The following is an 18,506-nucleotide window of genomic DNA, read 5'->3' as shown; positions in this document are numbered from 1 at the left end:
AAGTCGCAAAAGATGTCCTCCAACCAAGTCGTTCTTCTCGCCTGCCTCGCGGTGGCCGCCGTCCTCCTGTTCGGCCTCGTCAACATGATGCGCGGCGGCAGCGCCAACCTCTCGCAGAAGCTGATGCGCCTGCGGGTGCTGCTGCAATTCGTGGCGATCGTCGTGATCATGGGCGTGGTGTGGTGGCGCTCGGCCTGACGACGACGCGCTCGATTCCTGTGCCGCATCGGCTTCCTCCGACAAGCCGGTTCCCACCTTTCGGGCCGATACTCCGGCGTGAGGCCGTGGGCGGAGGCACCGCGGCGCGGGAAAGTGTGGCCCCCGCGCCCCACCGGCCCGGCAAAAGCGTGACGGGTGGATGAATCTACGGGATGGCTCCGGGGCCGCGTGGTATTCGAGGGCGGTTGAAACGGATGCACCGCCGATGACCTCACCTTTCGCTCGGACTACGGCCCTGATCGTGGCCGGCGCGCTGGCCGCCTCGGCCGCGCAGGCTGCCGATCTCGGCGTCCGGGCGCCCGCGCCGATGCCCTACGTCGCGCCGGTCCAGCCCTACAGCTTCGTCTCCGAGATCCGCATCGGCGGCTCGGTGCAGGATCCGGGCAGCGCCGAGGGCAAGGCGCCGGGCTTCAGCACCGCCAACGTCAATGGCGAAATCCTGTTCGCCAAGCCGGTCGTCAGCCTCGATCCGTTCTGGCAGGCCTTCGTGCCGCGCCCGACGGTGGGCGGCAGCTACAACACCGGCGGGCGCACCAGCTACGCCTATCTCGGCGGCACGTGGTCGATCGACCTCTTCCCCGAGACGTTCGGCCGCCGCGTCTTCCTCGAAGGCTTCTTCGGCGGCGCCGCGCACAACGGCTATACCGGCCCGAAAGCCGGCACGCCCTACGGCTTCAACTCGCTGGGCTGCTCGCCGCTCTTCCGCGAAGCCGCCGCCCTGGGCTTCCGCATCACCCCGCAATGGAGCGTGATGGCCACCGTCGAGCACATGTCGAACGCCGGCCTCTGCGGCGAGAACCGCGGCCTGACGAACTTCGGCGGCAAGATCGGTTATACGTTCTGAGGAACGCGCCGCGCGCCATGGCGCGCGGGTGATCGTGGCGTCGCGGGTCGACGCCCGAAAACACTTTCCGTCTATCGCTTCGTAGAGCCGTGCATCCCCTCGCCCCGCACGCGGGGAGAGGGCTTCGATGACCCTGTCGTCATCGAAGCGAGGCGGCAGCCGACGGTGAGGGGGCGGTTAAGAACCACCAGCCCCTTCCGTCGAGTCCCCCTCACCGCCGCTCCGGCTTTCGCCTCCGCTTCCTTCATGGACGACGAGGTCCATGAAGGCCTCTCCCCGCGTGCGGGGAGAGGGGGAATGCGGCTGAACCCACGCGGATAAACCCGACGGCGCGTGACGCTTCCCGTCGTCGGCCCGGAGGCATCGCTCCGGGCCTTCCCCCAAAAAACCGCTTACGGCTTCTTCGGCTCGCCCGTCGCCGGCGTCTCGGCCGGGGCCGCGCCCGTGCGCTCGACCTTCGCCGCCTCGCGCAGCTTGATGATCGTGTCCTGCTGCGCCTTGCGGGTCAGGTACTGGTCGATCTGTTCCTTCATCTCGTCGAAGCTCGGCACCGGCTTGGTGCGCTTCTCCTCGACGCGCAGCACGTGCCAGCCGAACTGCGTCTTGACCGGATCGGACACCTGACCGGGGCTAAGCTTGAACGCGGCGTCGGCGAAGGGCTTCACCATCCGGTCCTTGGTGAAGAAGCCGAGGTCGCCGCCTTCCGTCTTGGAGCCGGGGTCCTTCGAGACCTCCGCCGCGATCTTGGCGAAATCCTCGCCGCCCTTCACGCGGGCGGCGATTTTTTTCGCCTCGTCCTCGTTCTCGACGAGGATGTGGCGGGCGCGCACCTCCTCCTCGGGCTTCATCGACTTCACGGTCTGGTCGTAGAGGGCTTTGGCCGCCTCCGGCGTGACCGACTTCTTGGTCTCGCGCTCGAGGTAGTCGTCGAGCAGGAGCTTGTCGCGGAAGTACGCCAGCTTGCGCTTGAACTCGGCTGAGTCGCCGACCTTGGCGGCCTCGGCGGCCTGCGCGCCGACCTTGAGATCGACCATGTAATCCACGAGCAGGTTCTGCTTGGCCGCCTCGTCCACGCCCGGCAGCGACAGGGCCGGGTCCTCGGCGGCGAGCGCGAGGTCGGCGCCCAGGATCGGCTGTCCGTTCACCTTGGCGACCACCGTGTCCGGGCCGGGTGCCGCCGCGGCGGGCTGGGCGGGGGCCGGTGACGCTCCGGGTGCCGCTCCCTGCGCGAGCGCCAGCGACGGCAGCGCCAGGATCAGGGCGGCGGCGCTCGCGCGCCGGAGAAGGGTCGGGATCGTCATCGGATGAGGCTCGTCCTCGGGCGAGGCCACCGCGGGCCGGCGTCTTGAAGACCGGTCTTCATGCGGGGCGGATATTTCCGGACGCGGCGGCTGCCGCGGCGGGCCAGAGGTGGAACCTCTTCGGATCAAAGGCAAGCGTGGCCGGACACCCGCGCGCGGTCTCGTGACTCCGGCTGCCCCCGTTTTCGCGTGCAGCAAAGACTCTTCGGCCTCGCCCCGTCACTTCCGGATGCGGGCAGATGCGGGACGCCCTATTTATCTCTATAAGCCCGCCCAACGCGAGGCCGGCGGCGTTCCCGACCGAATGCCGCCGCGCGACTTTTTCCAGGACCGCAGGTTCACGATGCTCGGTGCCCTCAAGAAGATTTTCGGCTCGTCCAACGACCGTCGCGTGAAGGGTTTTCGCCCGCGGGTCGCCGCGATCAACGCCCTGGAGCCCGAGCTTGCCGGCCTCTCCGACGACGAGCTGCGCGCCCGCACGCAGGCGTTCCGCGATCAGCTCGCCGCCGGCACGCGCCTCGACGACCTGCTGGTGCCGGCCTTCGCCACGGTCCGCGAGGCGGCCAAGCGCGTGCTCGGCCAGCGTCACTTCGACGTGCAGATGATCGGCGGCATGGTGATGCACGAGTCCGGCATCGCGGAGATGAAGACCGGCGAGGGCAAGACGCTGGTGGCCACGCTGCCGGTCTACCTCAACGCGCTGGAGGGCAAGGGCGTCCACGTCGTCACCGTCAACGACTACCTCGCCTCGCGCGACGCCGAGTGGATGGGCCGGGTCTACCGCTTCCTCGGCATGTCGGTCGGCACCATCGTCCACGGGCTCGACGACGGGCAGCGCAAGGACGCGTATGCCTGCGACATCACCTACGGCACCAACAACGAGTTCGGCTTCGATTACCTGCGCGACAACATGAAGTACGAGCTGTCGCAGATGGCGCAGCGCGGGCACCACTTCGCCATCGTCGACGAGGTCGATTCGATCCTGATCGACGAGGCGCGCACCCCGCTCATCATCTCTGGCCCGGTCGATGACCGCTCGGAACTCTACGTCGCCGTCGATGCGATCATGCCGCAGCTCGTGCCCGAGCATTACGACCTCGACGAGAAGCAGCGTCAGGTCTCGCTGACGGAAGCCGGCAACGAGTTCATCGAGGAGGCCTTGCGCGAGGCCGGCATCCTCAAGGAGGGCGACCTCTACGACGCCCACAACGTGACGCTCGTCCACCACGTGAACCAGGCTTTGCGCGCCAACACCCTGTTCACGCTCGACAAGGACTACATCGTCAAGAACGACGAGGTGGTGATCATCGACGAGTTCACCGGCCGCATGATGCAGGGCCGGCGCTACTCGGAAGGCCTGCACCAGGCGCTGGAGGCCAAGGAGCGGGTGACGATCCAGCCCGAGAACCAGACGCTCGCCTCGATCACCTTCCAGAATTATTTCCGCCTCTACAAGAAGCTCGCCGGCATGACCGGCACGGCCTCGACGGAAGCCGACGAGTTCGCCGAGATCTACAAGCTCGACGTGGTCGAGATCCCGACCAACAAGGAGATCGAGCGCGTCGACGAGGACGACGAGGTCTACCGCACCGTCGAGGAGAAGTTCGACGCGATCATCAAGGAGATCGACAAGGCGCATGCCCGCCACCAGCCGGTGCTGGTCGGCACCGGTTCGATCGAGAAGTCCGAGGTCCTGGCCGACCTCTTGCGCAAGGCCGGCTACACCGCGCTCGACTATTCCGACCCGAACGCGCTCACCGACGTCTACGCCGCCGCCCGCGAGGGCCGGGTGACCCGGCGCTTCGCCGTGCTGAACGCCCGCTTCCACGAGCAGGAGGCCTACATCGTGGCGGAAGCCGGCGTACCGGGCGCGATCACCATCGCGACCAACATGGCCGGCCGCGGCACCGACATCAAACTCGGCGGCAACCTCGAAATGCGCATCGAGAAGGAACTCGGGGCGATGGCCGAGGGCCCCGAGCGCGAGGCGGCGATCGAGGCGCTGAAGGCCGAGATCGCGCAGAACCGCGAGAAGGTGCTGGCGTCCGGCGAGCCGGCCGACCCGGAGGCGGGGCGCAAGAAGGCGCTGCCGGGCGGCCTCTACATCCTCGGCACCGAACGCCACGAATCGCGCCGCATCGACAATCAGCTGCGCGGCCGCTCCGGCCGCCAGGGCGATCCGGGCCGCTCAAAGTTCTACCTGTCCCTCAAGGACGACCTGATGCGCATCTTCGGCTCCGACCGGATGGACGGGATGCTCACCCGCCTCGGCCTGGAGCAGGGCGAGGCGATCATCCATCCCTGGATCAACAAGGCGATCGAGAAGGCGCAGCAGAAGGTCGAGGCGCGCAACTTCGACATGCGCAAGAACGTGCTCAAGTACGACAACGTCATGAACGACCAGCGCAAGGTCGTGTTCGAGCAGCGCCGCGACCTGATGGGCCAGGACAGCGTGCGCGAGACCGTCGACGAGATGCGCCACGGCGTGATCGACGACGTGGTCGCCACCCACATTCCCGAGAACGCCTATGCCGAGCAGTGGGACGTGGCGGGGCTGAAGGCGCGCTCCGTCGACCTGCTCAACCTCGACCTTCCGGTGGAGGAGTGGGCCAAGGAGGAGGGCATCGCCGACGAGGAGATCCGCGAGCGCCTGAAGAAGGCCTCCGATGCCTCGTACGAGGAGCGCGTCGAGAAGAACAGCGCGGACGTGATGACCTATATCGAGAAGCAGGTGGTGCTGCAGACTCTCGACCACCTGTGGCGCGAGCACCTCGTGACGCTGGATCACCTGCGACAGGTGATCGGCTGGCGCGGCTTCGCCCAGCGCGACCCGCTCAACGAGTACAAGTCCGAGGCGTTCGAGCTGTTCAACGGCCTCGTCACGGCGCTCCGCGAACAGGTGACGGCGCAGCTCGCCCGCGTCGAGATCATGTACCAGGAGCCGGAAGGACAGGCCGGCGCCGGCTTCGAGCAGGCGGGCTTCAGCGGCGGGCAGCTGCCGCCGCTGTTCGAGGAGCACCGCGACCCCGTCACCGGCCGCAACGAGATGGCCTATGACGGCACCGGCAGCGACGGCGGCGCGGGCCCCGCCTACGGCTACGCCGCGCGCGACCTCTCCGTGGACGGGGCGGTGCTGGAGCGCGACCCCGCCGACGCCTCGACCTGGGGCAAGGTCGGCCGCAACGAGCCCTGCCCCTGCGGCTCGGGCAAGAAGTACAAGCACTGCCACGGCCGCTTCGCCGAAGCCGGCGAGGCCTGAGGCCGAAAATGGCGGGCGGGGCGATCGTCTACGCGCGGGAGCCCGATCTCGGCGCGGAGGAATTCCAAGAGGTGCTCGTCGCCTCCGGCCTCGCCCCGCGCCGCCCGGCCGAGTCCCTCGAACGACTCGGGCGCATGCTGGCGGGCTCCGACCTCATCCTCACCGCCCGCCTCGACGGACGCTTGGTGGGGGTCGCCCGCACGCTCACCGATTTCGCGTTCTGCGCCTACCTCTCGGACCTCGCGGTCGCCCGCGACGTGCAGGGGCTGGGCATCGGCCAAAAGCTGATCGAGGAGACCCGCCGGGCGGCGGGGCCGGAGACGAGCGTCCTGCTCACCGCCGCGCCGGGCGTCGAGGCGTATTACGAAAGGATCGGCATGCCGCGGGTGGCCCATGCCTTCCGGTATGATCGGGAGGTTTGAGAGCTACTTTCTTACGCGCTCATCTCATCAAACCTCCCTCATCCTGAGGTGCGAAGCGTAGCGAAGCCTCGAAGGAGGGCTCCAGGGATCACGCGATCCGCTGGGGGCCTCCTTCGAGGCTGCTTCGCAGCACCTCAGGATGAGGGGGGTTGGTTTGGATAATCGGATCGGTCGGATCGGCTCGTCGTAGAGTTCCCTTCTCCCCCTTGCAGGGAGGAGGGAGGAGGTGGGGGTGATGCAGAAGGCACCGCTCGCGCCTCATCCGGCCCGACCCCCACCCCTGGCCCTCCCCGCAAGGGGGAGGGGAACCGGCAGCCCCATGACCGGACAATCCGCCGAACCCTCGGCCCCCTTCGTCCACACCCTGCCCCTCCCTCTCACCAGCCGGGGCGAGCCCCTGCGCGCGAGCCTTACCCTCGCCGCAGCCCCCCTCGACTGGCTCGACGCGAATTCCAAAAAATTCCTGCATCCCGACGAGGTCGCGCTCGTCACCGACCGGCTGCATGCGCGCCGCCGCCACGGGCTGCTGGTCGGGCGCTATGCGGCCAAGCGCGCGCTGGCCGGGCTCCATCCCGAGATCGATCCGCGGGCGCTGGCCGTCCGGCCCGGCGTGCTGGAGCAGCCGGTGGTGTCGGGGACAAGCGTGCGCAATCTCGGCATCAGCCTGTCCCATGCCGGCCCGGTGGCGCTGGCGGTGGCGTTTCCGGAAGGCTGCCCGATGGGGATCGACGTGGAGCGGGTGCGCACCGATGCCGTGCCGCTGCTCGTGAACCAGAGCCCGCGGGCCGAGCAGCTTTTGGCGGCCCGCCTCGACGGGCCGGAGCCAGAGCGGCAGATGCGGCTGTGGTGCCTGAAGGAGGCGCTGTCGAAGGCCCTGCGCTGCGGCCTCACCGTGCCGCTCGAATTGCTGGCGGTGGGAAGCGTCGAACCCGATCCGGCCGGGCTGTCGGCGGAATTTACCAACTTCGCGCAGTATCGCGGCCTGAGCTTCGTCGGCGGCGATCTCGCCGCTGCGCTGGTGATGCCGAAGACCGTCGGGCTCGAACCGGCGGACTGGACAGCGTGGCGGGCGGCGCTCGCTGCAGCGGCCGCGCTCGAGGCGCGGCCGGACTAGAAAATCAGTCGCGGCGGCTCGGCAGGCTGTGGCCGAGGAAGAAGTCGAGCATCGCCCGCGAGGCGTCCGGGCCGTTCGGGTCGGTGTAGCTGCCTGCCGGGCTGCCGCCGGCCCAGGCATGGCCCGCTCCCTGGATCGACCACGCCTCGACCTGCACCCGGCCGGCCTCGTCGGCGTAGCGGGTGCGCTGATAGGAATGGCCGGCGCTGCTGCCGCGCTCGGTCCGAGGCGTCAGCCCGTTGACCCCGGCCTGAGCCAGGATCGCGTCGGCGTTGCGTGGGCTCACCGTGCCGTCGCCCTCGCCGTGGACGACGATGGTGGGCACCCGTAGCGATTGCGCGACCGAGCCGGCGCCGAAGCCCGCCGCGCCGCCCGGCGCCTCGGAGCCCGGCGCGCCGACCCGCATCGCCGAGAGTGCGGAGGGCAGGTCGCGGGCGCAGCCCGCCGCGAGGCCCGAATGCACGCCGACGGCGGCGAACAGGTCCGGGTAGGCGCGGGCGATGTTGGCCGCCGCAGCCCCGCCCGCCGAGAGGCCGGCGATGTAGATGCGCGCGCGGTCGATCGGGTGCTCGGTGGCGATGGCGCGGGCCAGGCCCGCGATGATGCCGGTCTCGCCCATCTCGCGGCCCTGATCGGACGGCTCGAACCAGTTCCAGCAGCGCTGGGCGTTGGCCCGGCCCGACTGGCGCGGATAGGCGACGAAGAAGCCCAGCTCCTCGCCGAGTTCGTTCATGCGGGTGCCGGCGGCGAAGTCGTCGGGCGATTGCGAGCAGCCGTGCAGCATGATCACGAGCGGGCGCGGGCCCGGCCGCGGGCTCGGGACGAACAGCTTGTAGTCCCGCGCGCCGGCCGCGTTGGAGAAGCTGCGCTCGACGAACTGCCCGTCCCCGGTCGCGGTGCCGCCGGGCTGCGGTGCATGCGTCTCGCCACCCCCGAAGCCCTTCAGTGCGGGTGCGAGGTTGCGCAGGTTGCGCATCATCTGGTCGAGGCCGTCGCGCAGCCCCTCGGGGATCGCGGCCTCAGGAGGCGGCGCGTCCGCGCCGGCCGGCCCTTCGAGCCGGGGCGCATTCGGGGCGGCGGGCGCGGGGCGCGCGGGCCCCATGCCGTTGGCACCGAGGCTGCGCTGGATCAGCGCGGTGGCCTCGCTGAGCCGTCCGGCCCGGGTCAGCCGGTTCGCCTCGGCCATGTCGGCCATCAGGGTGGAGGATTGATCGGTCATCGATAAGTCTCGCTTTCCGGGTCGGCGACGGGCGCGCGCACGCGCCGGAGGTTCACGAGGAGGGGGAGGGATCAGCGCAGGCGGTCGGCGAGCGCCCGCTTGACGGCCGGGCTCGCCTGGAGGCTGCCGAGCACTTCGAGGGAAGCGATGCTGGCCCGCGCGAGGTCGGGGGAGACGTCGGCGGCGATCACCGCGAGGCCGAGCACCCGGATGTCGAGGGCAACGCCGGCCGCTCTCGCGGCTTCCAGCTCGGCCCTTCCGTAATGCCGCAGGCCCATCTCGACCGCCTTGCGGGCGACGGACTGGCGCGTGATGTCGGCGTGGCGCTCGATCTGGTTGCGCACCGCCGTGCGGATGAAGTCGCTGCGGTTGGCGTAGGCGCCCTCGGACACGAGCAGATCGACATGGCCGAGATCGACGTAGCCGAGATTGACCGTGATCTTCTCGCTGTCGACAATTCGTGTTCCTGGCCGCGTCGCGATCCGGATCGGTGCGACTTGCCCTACGTCCTGAAGCGCTTCCATCATCCCGACCATCCCGACGCCATCCACAGGGATGGTATGGGGACGATTATGTTGCGCTGCAAGATGAAACGTTTTGCATCGCAGCAATGTGCGACATCGTAACGTCAGGCCGTCTCCGGCTCCCCGAGATAGTCACGCCAGACCGCGTTGGTTCCCAAGGTCACGACGAAGGCGGCGTGCCGCTCGCGCTCCGTGTCGGTCAGGCGCGAGCGCATCGGCCGCGGGCCGACCGGCCCGGAATCGGACGAGGCGAGGAGGGCGATCGTCTCCACCGGCTCGGCGACGCTGAGGCCGAGGCTGGTCTGCTTGCCGCCGAGCAGCTCGACGTAGACCTCGGCGAGGATCTGCGCATCGAGCAGCGCCCCGTGCTTGACCCGGCGCGCGGTGTCGATGCCGTAGCGGTTGCATAGGGCATCGAGGTTGTTGGCCGCGCCCGGATGCTTGCGCCGCGCCATCAGCAGGGTGTCGACCACCTCTTCCAGCACGATCGCCTTCGGGGCGGCGGGGCCGAGGCGGCCGTACTCCATGTTGAGGAAGCCGACGTCGAACGGCGCGTTGTGGATCACCAGCCGGGCGTCGCCGCAGAATCGGACGAACTCATCGACGATGTCGGCGAAGACCGGCTTGTCGGCGAGCATCGCGTCCGAGATGCCGTGGACCGCGAACGCCCCCTCGGACACCGCCCGCTGCGGATTGACGAGCTTGTGGAAGACTGCACCGGTCTGGACGTGGTTGATCAGCTCGACGCAGCCGATCTCGATGAGCCGGTCGCCGCCCTTGGCGTCGGTGCCGGTGGTCTCGGTGTCGAGGACGATCTCGCGCAGCATTTTTTGGCACTCGGCCGACGGGATAAGGATTGGGTGATCCTAACCCGGAATGGTTACCCGTCTGAACGGAGCCTGTCGGTAAGCCCGGACAGGGTATCGACCACCTCGGCCATGAGCGGCCGGGCCGCGGCATCGGCCTGGACGCAGGCCCGCTCCAAGTCCCGCAGCCGGGCGATGTCCTCGGGCTCGCTCGCACAGCAATCGAAAAGTTCGCCGAGCAGCAGGCCGAAGGCGCGGGTCTCGATCCGCTGCCACGCCGCGCTGGCCGCGCCGGGCGGCAGGCGGGAGGCGGCGCCGAAATCGCTCAGCACCGCTTCGCCCGCGGTGCCGTCCCACAGGGTGTTGTGGGCGTAGAGGTCGCCGTGCAGCAGGCCGCTTGCATGGAGATGGGCGGCGCCCCGCGCCACGTCGCGGGCGATCTGCAGGGCCACGTCGGGCGCCAAGCGCAGGGCCGGATCGTAGACGTCGCGGCTGCAGCTCTCGAGGCTCGGCGGGCCGGCCAGAACCCGCCAGTCCGATGGCAGCAGCGGCATGAGCAGCCCCTGCGCGCCGTCCGGGTGATCGACGACCTGACCCAGGGCGCCGGTCAGGTTCGGGTGGCGGCCGGCGGCGAGACAGGCGGCCATCTCGCGCTCGGGCAGGCCGTCGCTCGTCATGGCGCCCTTGAACAGCTTCACCGCGACGGGTTGGGCCGGCCCGGTCGGAGGATGCCAGATCGCCGAAACGATGCGGCCGGAGGCACCCTCGCCGAGCAGGGGGCCGGCTTCCACCTGCCCCCACGGCACGTCGGGCGCGCGGGCCGGCGCCGCCTGACTTTCAAAAGAATTGCCGGCCCAGGCGATCCAGGCGAGCCGCGGCAGATCGCAGAGCCAGGGCGGCAGCGCCGCGAAGGCGTTGGCGGAGAGCCGCACAAGTTCGAGATTGTTTGCGCCTTGAAGCGTCGTCGGCAGCGCGGTCAGCGCGTTGCCGGCGAGCATCAGCTTCTGCAGCTCCGGGCGCTCGCCCAGCGCGTGGGGCAGATGCGTGATCCGGTTGTCGGTGAGCGTGAGCCAGCGCAGTCGCGGCGGCAGCGCCTCGCCCGGCACCTCGCGCAGGCCCGTGCCGCGAAAGCCGATCTGGGCGAGGTCCGGACAGTCGCCGAGCACCGGCGGCAATCGCTCGAAGCGGTTGCCCGAGCAGAACAGCACCCGCAGCCGCCGCAGCCGCGCGAAATTTTTGGGCAGTTCGGTGAGCCCGCAGCCGCTGAGATCGAGCTGTTCGAGGCTGTCGGCAAGGCCGAACACCTCCTCCGGCAGGGCGTCGAGCGGGCCTGTCAGCCGCAAGGTCCGGGCGCCGGCGAGGCCGCCGCGGCGCAGGGCCTGGAGGGTCGGGTCCGTTGGAGCGTCCATGGGTGTCCGGCGCCGATCGAGGCCACAAAAAGAACAGGAAGAGGGTCGCCTTGGCACCCTGGCGAGGGTCTGCTACCCCGTCGGGGGATTCGGCATCCAGGCTGTTCCAGCAATCGTACACGGGGCACAGGATGGTTTCGAGCATCGTTCTGACAAGTAATTGTCAGACCGCGGGTGTCGCCAGCGCGTTAAAGCAGCTTTTCCCCGACACGACCGTATACGGCATCCACATCCGCGAGTTCGCGACCCAGCGCGGCCTCGACGCGCGGCTGCCGGTCGTCGCCGAGGCCGATTACTGGATCTCGAGCGAGGGCTTTCCGGGGCCGAAGGAAGAGCCCGGGCGGGGCCCCAAGCGCATCGCGTTTCCCTCAATCGCCTTCCACGGCTTCCACCCCGATCTCACCTATCTCCTGCGGACCGATGGCGGCCCGACGATCACGCCGAACTACCATTCCCGGATCGTCGCCTGGGGCTACCTGCACGGCCTCTCGGAGCAGGCAGTGCGCGGCCTGTTCAACCGCGCGATGTTCGCCAAACTGGGTTATTTCAAGATCTGGGACCAGAACAAGGCCTCGATCAAGAACCGCTTCGACGAGTGCGGGATGAACTTCAACCTGTTCTTCGGCCACGTCCAGCGGCACGGCGTGTTCATGCACACGATCAACCATCCCAAGACGGTCGTGCTGGATCAGATCGCGCGGATGATCGCCGTGAAGATTACCGGCGACCGCAGCTTCATGGAGCGCGCGCTCCACACCGAGGACACGCTCGGCGGCTCGACTTGGCCGGTCTACCCGGAGATCGGCGACTATTTCGCTCTTGCGAGCGAGTACCGCTGGATCAGCAAGGGCGCGGTGGTCTCCGACAGCCTGGAGCACTGCATCGCACGCTTCTACAAGCTCTATGCCGAGCAGCAGCTGAGCCCCGACAATTGCGCCATCCGGCGCCTCGTGCCGTCGATAGACGCGGCGTTCCGCGCGGAGGTCGAGAGATGAGCCACCCCTACCGCGACCTCCCGGACCACTGCTTCTGGTCGAAGGCGATGTCGGCCCCGGCACCGGGGCGGATCGATCCGGTGACCCGCAGCGGCCGCATCGGGGCGACCGACAAGGTGTCGACCATGGGAAGCTGCTTCGCGCAGCATATCGGCAAGCGGGTGCAGAAGCTCGGCCTGCACTACTTCGTGCCGGAGGCCGCCCCCGACCATCTCGACGAGGCGGCGCGGGCGGCGGGCAATTACGGCATCTTCTCCGCCCGCTACGGCAACGTCTACACCGTGCGGCAGGCGGTGCAGTTGTTCGACCGCGCCTTCGGGGCGCTGGAGCCGGTGGAAGACGTGTGGGCGCATCCCGAGGGTGGATACGTCGATGCGTTCCGGCCGCAGATCGACCGGGAGCCCTTGGCGAGCCCCGAGGCGGTGCGTGCGGCGCAGGCGGCGCATCTGGCCGCCGTGCGCGCGGTCTTCCTGGAGAGCGACTGGCTGGTCTTCACCCTGGGGCTGACGGAGGGCTGGCGCTCGAAGCGCGACGGCTGCGTCTATCCCCTGGCGCCGGGCGTGGCGGGCGGCAGCTTCGATCCCGCGCGGCACGAATTCGTGAATTTCGGCCTCGACGAGGTGCGGCAGGATCTGTTCGCGTTCATCGAGCGGGTGCGGGGCCGCAACCCGTCCGTCAAGATCCTGCTCACGGTCTCGCCGGTGGCGCTCGCCGCGACCTACGAGCCGCGCCACGTGCTCGAATCGACGGTCTACAGCAAGGCGGTCCTGCGGGTGGCCGCCGACGAGGCGCGGGCGCGCTACGACGACGTGTTCTACTTCCCGAGCTTCGAGATCATCACCTCGCCGGCCTCCTGCGGGCGCTACTACGCCGACGACCTGCGGCAGGTGACCAAGCTCGGCGTCGATCACGTGATGCGGGTGTTCGAGGACCATTTCGTGTCCCCGTCGCAGGAGCGCGAGGCGCCGGTCGATCTCGGCGCGACGATCTTCGAGAGCGACGACGTCGTCTGCGACGAGGAGGCGATCGAGCGGGCGATGCAGCGCGGCAACGTCCAGCGCGCCTGACGGTCAGGCCGGTCTCCGCAACTGCCCGATCAGCGCCTCCACCTCGGCCTCGGCACGTTCGAAGCCCCGGCTCGTGTCGATCACGTGGTCGGCCCGCGCCCGCTTCTCGGCATCCGACATCTGCTTGGCGAGGATCGCGTTGAGGGCGGCCTCCGTCATGCCGGGGCGGGCCAGCACGCGCGCGCGCTGGACTTCCGGTGGGGCGGTGACGACGAGCACCGCGTCGCAGCGGGCCTGTCCTCCGGTCTCGAACAGCAGCGGGATGTCGAGGACGACGAGGGGGGCTCCCGCGTGGCGGGCCAGGAAGGCGCGGGCCTCGGCGCCGACGAGGGGATGGACGATGGCCTCCAGCCGTCGCAGTTTTTCCGCGTCGCCGAGCACGGCCTCGCGCAGGGCCGGGCGATCGACGCGGCCCTCCGGCGTCAGCGTGCCGGGAAATGCTTGGCCGATGGCCTGCGCCGCCGCGCCGCCCGGCCCGTAGAGGGCGTGGACCGCCGCGTCCGAGTCATGAACTGGAACGCCGCGGGCGGAGAACATCGCGGCGGTGGCCGACTTGCCCATGCCAATCGAGCCGGTGAGGCCCAGCACGAACGGTCTCTTTTCGGATTCGCTCATTTCGACACGAGATCCGCGACGATTGTTTCGCGCAAGGCCGGCGTCACCTCGGGGCGGACACCGAACCACGCGGCGAAACCCGGCACCGCCTGATGCAGCAGCATGCCGAGCCCATCGACCGCCGCGAGGCCCCGCGCGCGCGCGGCGGCCAGCAGCGGCGTCTCCAGTGGGACGTAGACGATGTCGCAGACCGCGGCTCGCGCCGGCAGCGGCGCGAGGTCGATGTCGAGGGGCGGGTGGCCGGCCATGCCGAGCGAGGTGGTGTTGACCAGAAGCCCGGTCTCGGGGAGCGCCGCCGGCAGGTCTTCCCAGGGCAGGGCGCGCGCGTGATCCGGATCGAGGGCGGCGAGCGCCTGCGCCCGCTCCGGGCTGCGGTTGGTAATCGCCACCGTCAGCCCCCGCTCGATCAGCCCGGCGACGACGGCACGCGCCGCGCCGCCCGCGCCCAGCACCACGGCGCGGCGGCCCGTGCGCTCCGGCCAATCCGCGCCGAGGCTGCGGTCGAGATGGGCGATGAAGCCGATTCCGTCGGTGTTGTCGCCGACGACCCTGCCGTCCTGAACGACCAGCGTGTTGACGGCGCCGATCGCCTTCGCTCGCTCGGTCAGGGAATCGGCGAGCCGGAACGCCACCTCCTTGTGCGGGATCGTGACGTTGCCGCCGGCAAACCCGGACTCGGGCAGGCCGCGGAAGAACGCTTCGAAATCCTCCGGCGCCACACTGACGCGCTCGTAGCTCCCGTCGAGGCCGTGCTCGGCGAGCCAGTGGCCGTGAATCAGCGGCGAGCGGGAATGGGTGATCGGATGCCCGACGACGAAGGCTTTCCGGTTCATGCGCTGCAATCCTCGGCCAGGGTGCAGGCGGTGCGGCCCTGGAGTTCGATCTGGAGGGTGGCGTGGTGGATGCCGAACAGCGCCCGCAAGCTCTCGGCGGTCTCCTTCAGGAAATCGCCCGCGGGGGGCTCCGCCACGACGAGATGGGCGGTGAGCGCGACCTCGGTGGTGCTCATCGGCCAGATGTGGAGGTCGTGCAGGCCGACGACGCCGGGGCGCCCGGTCAGGCAGGCCCGCACCGCGAGCGGGTCGATCCGCGGCGGCACGGCGGCGAGCGCCATGCGCAGGCTCTCGGTGAGCAAGCCCCAGGTCGAGACGATGATGAGGGCGGCGATGGCGAGGCTCACCACCGGGTCGATCCAGTCGTAGCCGGTCGCCAGGATCGCGAGGCCGGCCAGCACCACGCCGAGCGAGACCGCGGCGTCGGCGGCCATATGCAGGTAGGCACCGCGGATGTTGATGTCGTGCTGGCTGCCCGAGGCGAACAGCCACGCGGTGAAGCCGTTGATGAGGATGCCGATGCCGGCCACCACCATCACGGTCGTGCCGGCCACGGGGGCCGGTTCGAGGAAGCGCTGGACCGCCTCGGCGATGATCGCGCCGGTGGCGACCAGCAGCATCACCGCGTTGAACAGGGCGGCGAGGATCGAGGAGCCGCGTAGCCCATAGGTGAAGCGGGCGGTGGGTGTGCGCTTCACCAGAACCGCGGCGAGCCACGCGGCGGCAAGCCCGAGCACGTCGGAGAGGTTGTGGCCGGCATCCGCCACCAGCGCCATCGAGTTCGACAGGACCCCGTAGGCCGCCTCGACCCCGACGAAGCCGACATTGAGCGCGATGCCGACCGCAAAAGCCCGCCCGAAATTTTTTGGGGTGTGGGCGTGGCCGGAATCGTGGCTATGGCCATGGTCGTGATCATGGCCGGCGTGATCGTGCGAATGCTCGTGCATGCCGGCTCCCGTCCTCAGAACGTCAGCAGGCCCATCGCCCGCAGCCGCGCCAGCAGCGGCAACAGCGGCAGGCCGAGAATGGTCGAATGGTCGCCCTCGATCCGCGCGAACAGGTGGATGCCCAGGGCCTCGAGCTGGTAGGCACCGACCGAGGTGGTGACGGCCGCGCCGGCCAGTCCGAGATAGGCCTCGATCCCGGCCGCATCGAGGGGCCGCATCGTCAGCCGCGCGGTCTCGACGAAGCCGTCCTCCTTCGCGCCGCGCACCAGCGCGACGGCGGAATGCAGCGCGTGGGTCCGGCCCTGGAGCCGGGCGAGATGCCCCGCCGCCGCCGAGAGGTCGGCGGGCTTGTGCAGCACCGCGCCGTCGCATTCGAGCACCTGATCGGCCCCGACCACGACCCGGCCGGGATGGCGCGCCGCGACCTCCCGCGCCTTGGCGCGGGCGAGATGGAGAGCGAGCGCCGTGGGTGACAAGTCGCCTGCCTCGGTCTCCACCGCACGCTCGTCGATCGCCGCCGGCACCGCCTCGACAGGCAGGCCGGCACTCGCCAGCAGATCGCGGCGGGTGCGGCTGCCCGAGGCGAGGATCAGCGGTTCAGACGGACGCCAGGGAGAAGTGACAGTCAAAGGAGTACCCTTCACCTCAGACCGCGCGCGTCGATCCAGTCGAAGGCGAGATCGATATCCGGCGGGGGCACCGAGAAGAACCCCTGCGCGTCGCGGGCAGTGCCGAACACGTAGCCGCTGGCATGTCCCAGCGTGTGGTCGATCGAGCTTTGCAGGAAGCCGAGTTCGAGGCCGTTGTCGCGCAGCGACACGACGGTCGCGCCCGAGGGCGCGAACAGCGAGCCGTGCAGCCCCGAGCCGTATTCGCCGACGATTGTTTCGGCGGAGCGAAACAGCGCGATCTGCTCGGGCACGCTCAGCCGCTCCGGCCGCACGATCTCGTAGCCGCGGGCGAGCGCGCGCGCCTCCAACTCGGCCCGCTCCCGCAGCGTGCGGCGGTTGCGGGTGTCGGCGTTGTCGGAGCGGGAGATCAGCAGGCGGCGGGTGCCGGCCGGCGGCCGGCGGCGACCGAGTCGCCAGCGCGGCGGCGGAAAGACCCGGCGCATGAGGAAGCGGCGGGCCTCGCGCATCAGCGGCGAGGCGCGGCCGGCAAAGCGCAGGGTCGTCGGCACTAGGAGTTCGCGGCAGGCGAGGCGGTCGCGCTCGCGGTCGTAAGCAAAAATCCGGTCGGCGCCGATTCCCAACAGCCCGAGCCAGACGCGGGCGAAGTCCGGCGTGTCGGTCGGCAGGAGGTAGCGCAGCCGGGTGATGTCGTGGCCGGCCCGGTCGAGCAGGAAGAATTTGGGCAGGAAATCGACCAGCCAGTGGCCGTACATCTGGTGCCCGGTGCCTGCGAGCAGCACGACCGGCTCGGCGATCTCCACCCGCCGCAAGGTGGCACGCCGGGCGGCCTGGGCCCGGTAGCCGGCCTCCTGGCTGACCGCGAACGTGTTGAGCTGGTTGCAGTATTGCGCCGCGCCGTCGAGGAAGATCACGCCCTCGGCCACCACCTCGGCGTCGGGCAGGGTGAAGAGGGTGGTGCCGAGCACGATGGTCTGCTCGAAATAGACCCGCATCAGTTCGGGATGGACCGCGCCGACCATCAGGTCCGGCGGGCGGATCCAGTCGCGGAAGGACGGGCTCAGCTCGGTCCGGCGCCCGCGGCCGGCGGCCACCGCGTCGCTCAGCTCGCCGGCCGTAAAGCCGGTCTCGTCGGGGACCGGCATCAGGTCGCGATGAACTTCAGGCGGTGCTCGCGGTAGAGGTCGAGGATCGCGGCGGCCGTCTCCTCGATCGAGCGGCGGGTCACGTCGATCGTCGGCCAGCGGTACTTGGCGCAGAGCCGGCGCGAGGCGGTGATCTCGTCGGTAACGGCATCGCGATCGACGTAAGAGGAATTGTCGTCGGCCTTGAGGCTGAGCAGGCGGTTCTGGCGGATCTGGACGATGCGCTCGGGGCTGGCGATCAGGCCGACGATCAGCGCCTTGCGCACCCGGTCGAAGCTCGGCGGCAGCGGCATCGACGGCACCAGCGGGAGGTTCGCGGTCTTGAGGCCGCGGTTGGCCAGATAGATCGAGGTCGGCGTCTTCGAGGTGCGGCTGACGCCGACCAGCACCACGTCGGCCTCGTCGAGATCGTCGGGCAGGTTGCCGTCGTCGTGGGCGAGCGTGAAGTTCATCGCGTCGATGCGCTTGAAGTACTCGGCGTTGAGCATGTGCTGGGCGCCGGGCCGCTCGGTCGAGGTCGCGCCGAGATAGGAGCGCAGCAATGCGTGGACCGGCTGGAGCACGTTGAGCGTCGGCGAGCCGGTCTCGCGGCAGGCCTCCTCCAGGCGCTCGGTCAGCTCGTGACCCACCAGCGTGTAGAGCACGAGGCCGGGCGCCGCCTTGATCTCGGAGATCACCCGTTCGAGCTGCGGCCCGGAGCGCACCAGCGGATAGACGTGCTCGATCGCCGAGATGCCCTCGTACTGCACGGCCGCGGCGCGCCCGACATTGATCAGGGTCTCGCCGGTGGAATCCGAGACGAGGTGGAGATGGAAGTAGCTGCGGCTCATCGTCGGAAAGATCGGCTTTCGATGACGCAATCCGGGCCGCCGCAAGGCCGCCCGCCTCAGCGATGCTTAGAGGGGCGCGCGCCCGCAGGGAAGCCGGGCCGCTACGAAGGGGCTCCTTACGGGGGTCCGAAGCCTGACGATCTCCCTGCCACCGTCATTCCGGGGCCGCGCAGCGGAACCCGGGATCCACGACCGGCCGCGACGCCGTGCGATGCCGCGCATCACGGGTGGGTTCCAGGTTCGCTTCGCGCCCCGGAAGGACGGCTACGGGGGCTGCCGGGGCGACGAAGGTGGCGGAAAACGTCAGTGTTTCGAGCGGTTTGCGGAG

The 18,506-nt window shown here is 69.7% G+C and carries 18 protein-coding genes; 7 read left to right on the top strand and 11 right to left on the bottom strand.

What is annotated here, in order from left to right; translation table 11 throughout:
- Positions 1-12 precede the first annotated feature (12 nt).
- Both ASG52_RS07150 and ASG52_RS07145 read left to right on the top strand, forming a co-directional pair.
- Positions 13-198: a twin transmembrane helix small protein gene (locus tag ASG52_RS07150; RefSeq protein WP_056240983.1), complete on the top strand. Its 186-nt coding sequence runs from the start codon at positions 13-15 to the stop codon at positions 196-198.
- 226 nt (positions 199-424) lie between these two features.
- Positions 425-1,063 (top strand): acyloxyacyl hydrolase, encoded by a 639-nt coding sequence (locus ASG52_RS07145; protein ID WP_056240980.1) that lies wholly within the window; start codon positions 425-427, stop codon positions 1,061-1,063.
- Between the two features lie 392 nt (positions 1,064-1,455).
- On the opposite strand, the gene ASG52_RS07140 is transcribed toward ASG52_RS07145, so the two are convergent.
- Positions 1,456-2,364 carry a peptidylprolyl isomerase gene (locus tag ASG52_RS07140; RefSeq protein ID WP_056240977.1) on the bottom strand — a complete coding sequence of 303 codons (909 nt, stop codon included), beginning with the start codon at positions 2,362-2,364 and terminating at the stop codon, positions 1,456-1,458.
- Between the two features lie 343 nt (positions 2,365-2,707).
- Between ASG52_RS07140 and secA the strand changes: the two genes are divergently transcribed.
- From secA to ASG52_RS07125, 3 genes are all read left to right on the top strand, one after another.
- Positions 2,708-5,623, top strand: coding sequence for a preprotein translocase subunit SecA (secA, locus tag ASG52_RS07135; RefSeq protein WP_056241234.1), 2,916 nt, complete (start codon positions 2,708-2,710; stop codon positions 5,621-5,623).
- A gap of 8 nt (positions 5,624-5,631) precedes the next feature.
- Positions 5,632-6,045: a GNAT family N-acetyltransferase gene (locus ASG52_RS07130; RefSeq protein WP_056240974.1), complete on the top strand. Its 414-nt coding sequence runs from the start codon at positions 5,632-5,634 to the stop codon at positions 6,043-6,045.
- A gap of 319 nt (positions 6,046-6,364) precedes the next feature.
- Positions 6,365-7,159 carry a 4'-phosphopantetheinyl transferase family protein gene (locus tag ASG52_RS07125; RefSeq protein ID WP_156383828.1) on the top strand — a complete coding sequence of 265 codons (795 nt, stop codon included), beginning with the start codon at positions 6,365-6,367 and terminating at the stop codon, positions 7,157-7,159.
- Positions 7,160-7,163: 4 nt separating this feature from the next.
- Here ASG52_RS07125 and ASG52_RS07120 read toward each other — a convergent pair whose 3' ends face one another.
- The 4 genes from ASG52_RS07120 to ASG52_RS07105 all read right to left on the bottom strand — a co-directional run bounded on the left by ASG52_RS07120 (position 7,164) and on the right by ASG52_RS07105 (position 11,117).
- Positions 7,164-8,378, bottom strand: a complete 1,215-nt coding sequence (locus ASG52_RS07120) for an extracellular catalytic domain type 1 short-chain-length polyhydroxyalkanoate depolymerase (RefSeq protein WP_056240971.1) — start codon at positions 8,376-8,378, stop codon at positions 7,164-7,166.
- A gap of 71 nt (positions 8,379-8,449) precedes the next feature.
- Complete coding sequence (locus ASG52_RS07115) at positions 8,450-8,902, bottom strand: ribbon-helix-helix domain-containing protein (RefSeq protein WP_502691033.1); 453 nt, start codon at positions 8,900-8,902, stop codon at positions 8,450-8,452.
- A 104-nt stretch (positions 8,903-9,006) separates the two neighbouring features.
- Positions 9,007-9,729 (bottom strand): DNA polymerase III subunit epsilon, encoded by a 723-nt coding sequence (gene dnaQ, locus ASG52_RS07110; protein ID WP_056240968.1) that lies wholly within the window; start codon positions 9,727-9,729, stop codon positions 9,007-9,009.
- 53 nt (positions 9,730-9,782) lie between these two features.
- The gene (locus ASG52_RS07105) at positions 9,783-11,117 is read right to left on the bottom strand and encodes a leucine-rich repeat-containing protein kinase family protein (protein WP_056240965.1); all 1,335 of its coding nucleotides are present in this window, start codon (positions 11,115-11,117) and stop codon (positions 9,783-9,785) included.
- Positions 11,118-11,248: 131 nt separating this feature from the next.
- Between ASG52_RS07105 and ASG52_RS07100 the strand changes: the two genes are divergently transcribed.
- Entirely contained in the window at positions 11,249-12,112 is an 864-nt protein-coding gene (locus ASG52_RS07100; protein ID WP_056240964.1) for a WcbI family polysaccharide biosynthesis putative acetyltransferase, read from the top strand.
- Positions 12,109-13,179, top strand: coding sequence for a GSCFA domain-containing protein (locus ASG52_RS07095; RefSeq protein WP_056240961.1), 1,071 nt, complete (start codon positions 12,109-12,111; stop codon positions 13,177-13,179). The genes ASG52_RS07100 and ASG52_RS07095 overlap by 4 nt, the downstream gene beginning before the upstream one ends.
- A gap of 3 nt (positions 13,180-13,182) precedes the next feature.
- Here ASG52_RS07095 and coaE read toward each other — a convergent pair whose 3' ends face one another.
- The 6 genes from coaE to ASG52_RS07065 are packed head-to-tail and all read right to left on the bottom strand — an operon-like array spanning position 13,183 to position 18,178.
- Positions 13,183-13,794 carry a dephospho-CoA kinase gene (gene coaE / locus ASG52_RS07090; protein WP_056240959.1) on the bottom strand — a complete coding sequence of 204 codons (612 nt, stop codon included), beginning with the start codon at positions 13,792-13,794 and terminating at the stop codon, positions 13,183-13,185.
- Positions 13,791-14,627, bottom strand: a complete 837-nt coding sequence (locus ASG52_RS07085; protein ID WP_056240956.1) for a shikimate dehydrogenase — start codon at positions 14,625-14,627, stop codon at positions 13,791-13,793. Before ASG52_RS07085 ends, coaE begins: the two co-directional genes overlap by 4 nt.
- Positions 14,624-15,574, bottom strand: a complete 951-nt coding sequence (locus ASG52_RS07080; RefSeq protein ID WP_056240954.1) for a cation diffusion facilitator family transporter — start codon at positions 15,572-15,574, stop codon at positions 14,624-14,626. The genes ASG52_RS07085 and ASG52_RS07080 overlap by 4 nt, the downstream gene beginning before the upstream one ends.
- Before the next feature lie 14 nt (positions 15,575-15,588).
- The gene (locus tag ASG52_RS07075; protein ID WP_056240952.1) at positions 15,589-16,203 is read right to left on the bottom strand and encodes a Maf family protein; all 615 of its coding nucleotides are present in this window, start codon (positions 16,201-16,203) and stop codon (positions 15,589-15,591) included.
- Between the two features lie 11 nt (positions 16,204-16,214).
- Positions 16,215-17,348 (bottom strand): glycosyltransferase family 61 protein, encoded by a 1,134-nt coding sequence (locus tag ASG52_RS07070; RefSeq protein WP_056240948.1) that lies wholly within the window; start codon positions 17,346-17,348, stop codon positions 16,215-16,217.
- Entirely contained in the window at positions 17,348-18,178 is an 831-nt protein-coding gene (locus ASG52_RS07065) for a pyruvate, water dikinase regulatory protein (protein ID WP_056240945.1), read from the bottom strand. The genes ASG52_RS07070 and ASG52_RS07065 overlap by 1 nt, the downstream gene beginning before the upstream one ends.
- Between the last annotated feature and the right edge of the window lie 328 nt (positions 18,179-18,506).

The sequence above is a fragment of the Methylobacterium sp. Leaf456 genome, from assembly GCF_001425465.1.
In the GTDB taxonomy this organism is placed as follows: domain Bacteria; phylum Pseudomonadota; class Alphaproteobacteria; order Rhizobiales; family Beijerinckiaceae; genus Methylobacterium.
Note: the sequence above shows the minus strand (reverse complement) of the source record. Positions and strands in the feature narration are given on the sequence as shown.